The organism is Nocardiopsis sp. RV163 (assembly GCF_001029525.1).
In the GTDB taxonomy this organism is placed as follows: Bacteria; Actinomycetota; Actinomycetes; order Streptosporangiales; family Streptosporangiaceae; genus Nocardiopsis; species Nocardiopsis dassonvillei.
The window spans coordinates 1-4,797 of record NZ_LEKI01000252.1 but is presented as its reverse complement, the minus strand read 5'-3'; the positions used below and the strand labels follow the sequence as shown (position 1 = coordinate 4,797).

The following is a 4,797-nucleotide window of genomic DNA, read 5'->3' as shown; positions in this document are numbered from 1 at the left end:
GGGACAATGGGGGGTATGTCGAGCAGCGATCGGACCGAGTTCGGGGAGTACCTGCGGCGGCGCAGGGCCGCGATGAGCCCTCCGGAGCCCCGGGGCGGTGTGCGGGTGTCCCGTCGGCGGGTTCCGGGGCTTCGCCGCCAGGAGGTCTCCGACATCGCGGGTATCTCGGTGGAGTACTACACGCGCCTGGAACAGGGCCGGGCGCCCCGCCCCTCACGTGAGATCCTCTCCTCGCTGGCCCGGGCGTTCGGGCTCTCGGACGCCGAACGCGACCACCTCTTCCGGCTGGGGGGCGAGCCCCCGCCCGGACCGACCTCCCCCTCCTCGGTCATCCGCCCCGGGCTGCTGCGTCTGCTGCGCGGCCTGGACGAGACGATGCCGGTCACCGTGCACGACGGGCGGCTCGACCTCCTCGCCCGCAACAAGGCCGCGCAGGAGCTGCTGGGGTCCCTGACCGGCGGCGGTCCGTTCGAGCGCAACATCGCCTACCAGGCCTTCACGACCGACGTGCTCGCGCAGCTGCTCGGGGGCGAGGGCGCGGACCGGTTCCTGCGGGTGGCGGCCGCCGAACTCCGGACGGCGCTGAGCCGGTACCCCGGCGACGCCTACCTTCGCGCCCTGCTCGCCGAGCTCACCGCGACCAGCCAGAGCTTTCGCGACCACTGGGAGGAGGGGGAGGTCGGCGTTTCGAGGTCCGCGGTCAAACAGATGCGCCACCCGACCCAGGGGTGGTCCCGCTTCGAGATCGAGGTGCTCCACGACCCCGAGCGGGACCACTGGATCATGCTCTACACGCCTCACGGCGAGGAGTAGCCCTCCGCGCCGTGAGGGGCGTCAGTCCCTGGGCGCGACGGCGTGGTCGAACCCCAGTTCCCGGAGGGCGGTGCGCAGCCGCTCGGCCGAGCGGTCGAGGACGCTGTGGTCCGTCTCCGTCTCGACGCCGCTGAGGTCGAAGTCGGACATGCCCCAGACGGGGGCCACGTGGACGTGCATGTGCGCAACCTCGAAGCCCGCGACGAGCAGCCCGGCGCGGGGCGCGTTCCAGGCGGCGCGAACGCCCTGGCCGACGGCCTGGGCCACTTCCATGCACCTGGTCAGAAGGGCGGGGTCTGCGTCGGTCCAGTGGTCGACCTCCGCCCGGGGGACGACCAGGGTGTGGCCCGGCCGGAGCGGGGCGATGGACAGGAAGGCCACGACCTCGGGGTCCTTCCACACGAAGTGTCCGGGGAGGTCACCGGCGATGATCTTGGAGAAGAGGGTCGGCAAGGGTGGAAGGCCTTTCCAGCACGGGTGGGAACAGACGGTTCCTCACAGTGTGGGGGTCAGGACCCGGTGGGGCGTCCGGAACCGGCGGGTACGGCAGGGGCCGGAGCGAACCCCGCACGGGCTCCACGTGCCGGTGTGACATACGCGACTGGCGCCACGGATACACCCGGGGGTATGGTGGGGGTACGGGCGGAAGGAGACCAGATGAAGCCTGAAATGGTGGGCGACGCCATCACGCGACTCAAGCGGGCGCAGGGCCAGCTCTCCGGTGTCATCTCGATGATGGAGGCGGGGGAGGACTGTACCGCCGTCCTCCAGCAGTTGGCCGCGGTCTCCCGGGCCCTGGACCGGGCGGGGTTCAAGATCGTCGCGAGCGGCATGCGGCACTGCAACACCGCACGTGAGCGGGGCGAGGAGCCCGAGCTCACGGAGGAGGAACTGGAGAAGCTGTTCCTGGCTCTGGCCTGAGGGTCCGCGGGCGCCGGCCGGGTGTCGGGCGCCCGCGCGCCGCCTTCGGCGCGGAGTTCCCCTCCGACCCCGGAAGGGGGCGCGTCCATGACTTCTGGATACTCCCCCCGGTATATGGCGGACTGTACTCAGCGGTTCGGGTCCTGGTGCTTCCGGATCCCCGCCATGTCCATCGGATACTCCCCGGTGTATCCGGTTCCACTCCGACACACCCAAGGAAGGAAACACATGAGTGACCACGGCATCGACGTGCGCGCCGTGCGCGCACTGCTCGAAACCGACCCCCGCGCCCTGATCGTCGACGTGCGCACCCCGGCCGAATACGAGAGCTCGCACATCCCGGGGGCCGTCAACCTGCCGCTGGACCAGGTGGACGCCCACCTGGAGCGCATCGCCTCCGGCGCGGGCGGCCGCCTCGTGCTGGTCTGCCGCTCCGGCAATAGGGCCGGGCGGTGCCGGAACGCGTTGGCGGGCGCGGGCATGGAGGACGCGGTCGTGATGGAGGGCGGCATGAACGCCTGGGAGGCGCAGGGGGCGCCCCTGGAACGAGGCCGCCAGAGATGGGCGCTGGAACGCCAGGTCCGGCTCGTGGCGGGCGGCATCGTGCTGGCCTCGGTGCTCGCCTCCCCGCTGTGGTTCCCGGCGGTGGCCGTCGCCGGGTTCGTCGGCGCGGGGCTGGTCCTCGCCGCCGTCACCGACACCTGTGCCATGGGTATGGCCCTGACCCGCCTCCCCTACAACCGGCCCGGGGAGGAGGTCGACGTCGAGGACTCCCTGGCCCGCATCGGCGCTGGCCGATGAGGGCCGTCAACAGGGCCGCCTTCTGCCCTCTCGATACTCCCCCCTGTATGTGAACGGGGCTGGCGCGCCGCACATCACCCACCGGACAAGGAGCAGAGCATGCTGCTGGAACGCCTCTACGACGACGACCTCGCCCAGGCCGGCTACTTCATCGGCTGTCAGGCCAGGGGAGAGGCCGTCGTGGTCGATCCCCGCCGGGACATCGACGAATACCTCGAACTGGCCCGCGCGCACGGCATGCGCATCGCCGCCGTGACCGAGACCCACATCCACGCCGACTACCTCTCCGGCACCCGCGAACTCGCCGCGGCCACCGGCGCCACCGTGTACGTCTCAGGGGAGGGCGGCCAGGACTGGCAGTACGGATTCGACGCCGAACGGCTGCTCGACGGCGACGCCATCACCGTCGGCAACATCACCGTTCGCGCGAGCCACACCCCAGGGCACACGCCCGAGCACCTCTCCTTCCTGGTGACGGACGGGGCTTTCAGCCGTGACCCCGGCTACCTGCTCTCGGGCGACTTCGTCTTCGCCGGTGACCTGGGCCGTCCCGACCTGCTCGACGAGGCCGCGGGGGAGACCGGCACCCGTTTCGAGGGCGCCCGCCAGCTCTTCGAGAGCCTGCGCCGGGTGTTCCTGAACCTGCCGGACCACGTCCTGGTCCTTCCCGGACACGGGGCGGGCAGCGCCTGCGGCAAGGCCCTCGGCGCGCTTCCGGCCACCACGGTCGGATACGAGCGGCTCAACGCCTGGTGGGGGCCCTACCTGCGCGCCGACGACATGGAGGGCTTCGTCGCGGAACTGCTCGACGGACAGCCCGACGCCCACGCCTACTTCGCCCGGATGAAGCGCCAGAACAGGGAGGGGCCCCGGGTCCTGGGCCGCCTCGCCCCGCCGCCCGCGCTCTCCGGCGGGGAGGTCGGCGAGTCCCTTGCCGAGGGCGGGAGCGTCCTCGTCGACACCCGGCCCCACGGCGAGGTCCACCGGGGCACCGTGGAGGGGGCGCTGAACATCCCCGGACCGGCCAAGGCCGCGACCTTCGGAGCCTGGGCCTACGACCCCGAGTCCGAAACCCGGCCCCTGGTGCTGCTCGCGGACGACGGGGACACCGCCCGCCGGGTGCGGGACCACCTGTTGCGGGTCGGCATCGACCACGTGTCCGGTTACACGACCAGCATGGAGGGCCTGCCCAGGACCGTGCCGCCGCGCATCGCCCCCGAGGAGCTCGAACGGGCCGGTGCCGCGCTCGTGCTGGACGTGCGTACCAGGGGCGAGCACGCCGAGGGGCGCATCCCCGGTTCGCGGCAGCTCAGCGCGGGCCGTGTGCTGTGGAACCTCGACGCCCTGCCGACCGACGGCACCATCGTGAGCTACTGCCAGTCGGGCGCCCGCAGTTCCGTGGCCGCCTCGGCCCTGCGCCGCGCGGGATACGACGTCGTCGAACTCGATCGGGGTTACGGGGCCTGGGAGGACTGGAGGCGGGACCGGGACCGCGACGCGCCGGTGCGAGCTGCCGCCGACTGAGGCGCACGGCGGGGCCGCGCCCGCCGCACCGCCGAGCGGGGCGCGTGTGGGCGGGCGGCCCCGTCTCCAGCGGACCCCGGGCCATCGCCCGCCAGCCACGGAAGCGGAGTCAACATGGAGTTTCAGCTCGTCCTCGCCCTGGGCCTCGCCGCGGTGGTGGGGCTGGCGCTCGGACTGCTCGGCGGAGGCGGTTCCATCCTGATGGTGCCGCTGCTGACCTACGCCGTGGGCATGGACCCCAAGGAGGCCATCGCCGCGTCCCTGTTCGTCGTGGGCCTCACCTCGCTCGTCGGCGCGCTCGCGCACGCACGTGCGGGAAACGTGCGCTGGCGTACCGGGCTGGTGTTCGGAACCGCCGGTATGGCGGGGGCCTTCGTCGGCGGCGTGGTGGGCGCACACGTCCCGGGCGCCCTGTTGATGACCGCCTTCGCCCTCATGATGGTCGCGACCGCCCTGGCCATGCTCCGGGGCGGGAGCGCGACCCCCGGCCGGAGGTCGGCCGCAGCGGCGCCGCCGCTGGGACGCGTCGTCCTCGACGGGGTGGTGATCGGTGCGGTCACCGGGCTGGTCGGCGCCGGAGGAGGATTCCTCGTCGTGCCCGCCCTGGTGCTGCTGGGCGGACTGGCCATGCCGGCCGCCGTGGGTACATCCCTGCTCGTGATCGGAATGAAGTCCTTCGCCGGACTCGCCGGTTACCTGACCGCCGTGAGCCCGGACTGGGCCCTGGTCGGCGCGGTG

General features: G+C 72.5%; 6 protein-coding genes. 5 read left to right on the top strand and 1 reads right to left on the bottom strand.

The annotated features are described in order from the left end of the window. Positions 1-15 precede the first annotated feature (15 nt). A complete protein-coding gene (locus ABD54_RS25375) occupies positions 16-813 on the top strand; it encodes a helix-turn-helix transcriptional regulator (RefSeq protein WP_047872074.1) in 798 nt (265 codons plus the stop codon). A 21-nt stretch (positions 814-834) separates the two neighbouring features. Here ABD54_RS25375 and ABD54_RS25370 read toward each other — a convergent pair whose 3' ends face one another. Beyond that, positions 835-1,266, bottom strand: coding sequence for an HIT family protein (locus ABD54_RS25370; RefSeq protein ID WP_047872073.1), 432 nt, complete (start codon positions 1,264-1,266; stop codon positions 835-837). Between the two features lie 216 nt (positions 1,267-1,482). On the opposite strand from ABD54_RS25370, the gene ABD54_RS25365 reads away from it, so the two are divergent. The 4 genes from ABD54_RS25365 to ABD54_RS25350 all read left to right on the top strand — a co-directional run. Continuing rightward, positions 1,483-1,734, top strand: coding sequence for a metal-sensitive transcriptional regulator (locus ABD54_RS25365; RefSeq protein WP_047872072.1), 252 nt, complete (start codon positions 1,483-1,485; stop codon positions 1,732-1,734). A 228-nt stretch (positions 1,735-1,962) separates the two neighbouring features. Then, positions 1,963-2,535 (top strand): rhodanese-like domain-containing protein, encoded by a 573-nt coding sequence (locus tag ABD54_RS25360; protein WP_047872071.1) that lies wholly within the window; start codon positions 1,963-1,965, stop codon positions 2,533-2,535. A gap of 99 nt (positions 2,536-2,634) precedes the next feature. After that, the gene (locus ABD54_RS25355; RefSeq protein WP_047872070.1) at positions 2,635-4,059 is read left to right on the top strand and encodes an MBL fold metallo-hydrolase; all 1,425 of its coding nucleotides are present in this window, start codon (positions 2,635-2,637) and stop codon (positions 4,057-4,059) included. Positions 4,060-4,173: 114 nt separating this feature from the next. Further along, on the top strand, positions 4,174-4,797 hold a 624-nt coding region (locus ABD54_RS25350; RefSeq protein ID WP_047872069.1), incomplete at its 3' end, for a sulfite exporter TauE/SafE family protein.

Coding starts and splice junctions, on each gene's coding strand:
- ABD54_RS25355 (WP_047872070.1), top strand. CDS start 2,635: ATGCTGCTGGAACGCCTCTACGACGACGACCTCGCCCAGGCCGGCTAC.
- ABD54_RS25375 (WP_047872074.1), top strand. CDS start 16: ATGTCGAGCAGCGATCGGACCGAGTTCGGGGAGTACCTGCGGCGGCGC.
- ABD54_RS25365 (WP_047872072.1), top strand. CDS start 1,483: ATGGTGGGCGACGCCATCACGCGACTCAAGCGGGCGCAGGGCCAGCTC.
- ABD54_RS25360 (WP_047872071.1), top strand. CDS start 1,963: ATGAGTGACCACGGCATCGACGTGCGCGCCGTGCGCGCACTGCTCGAA.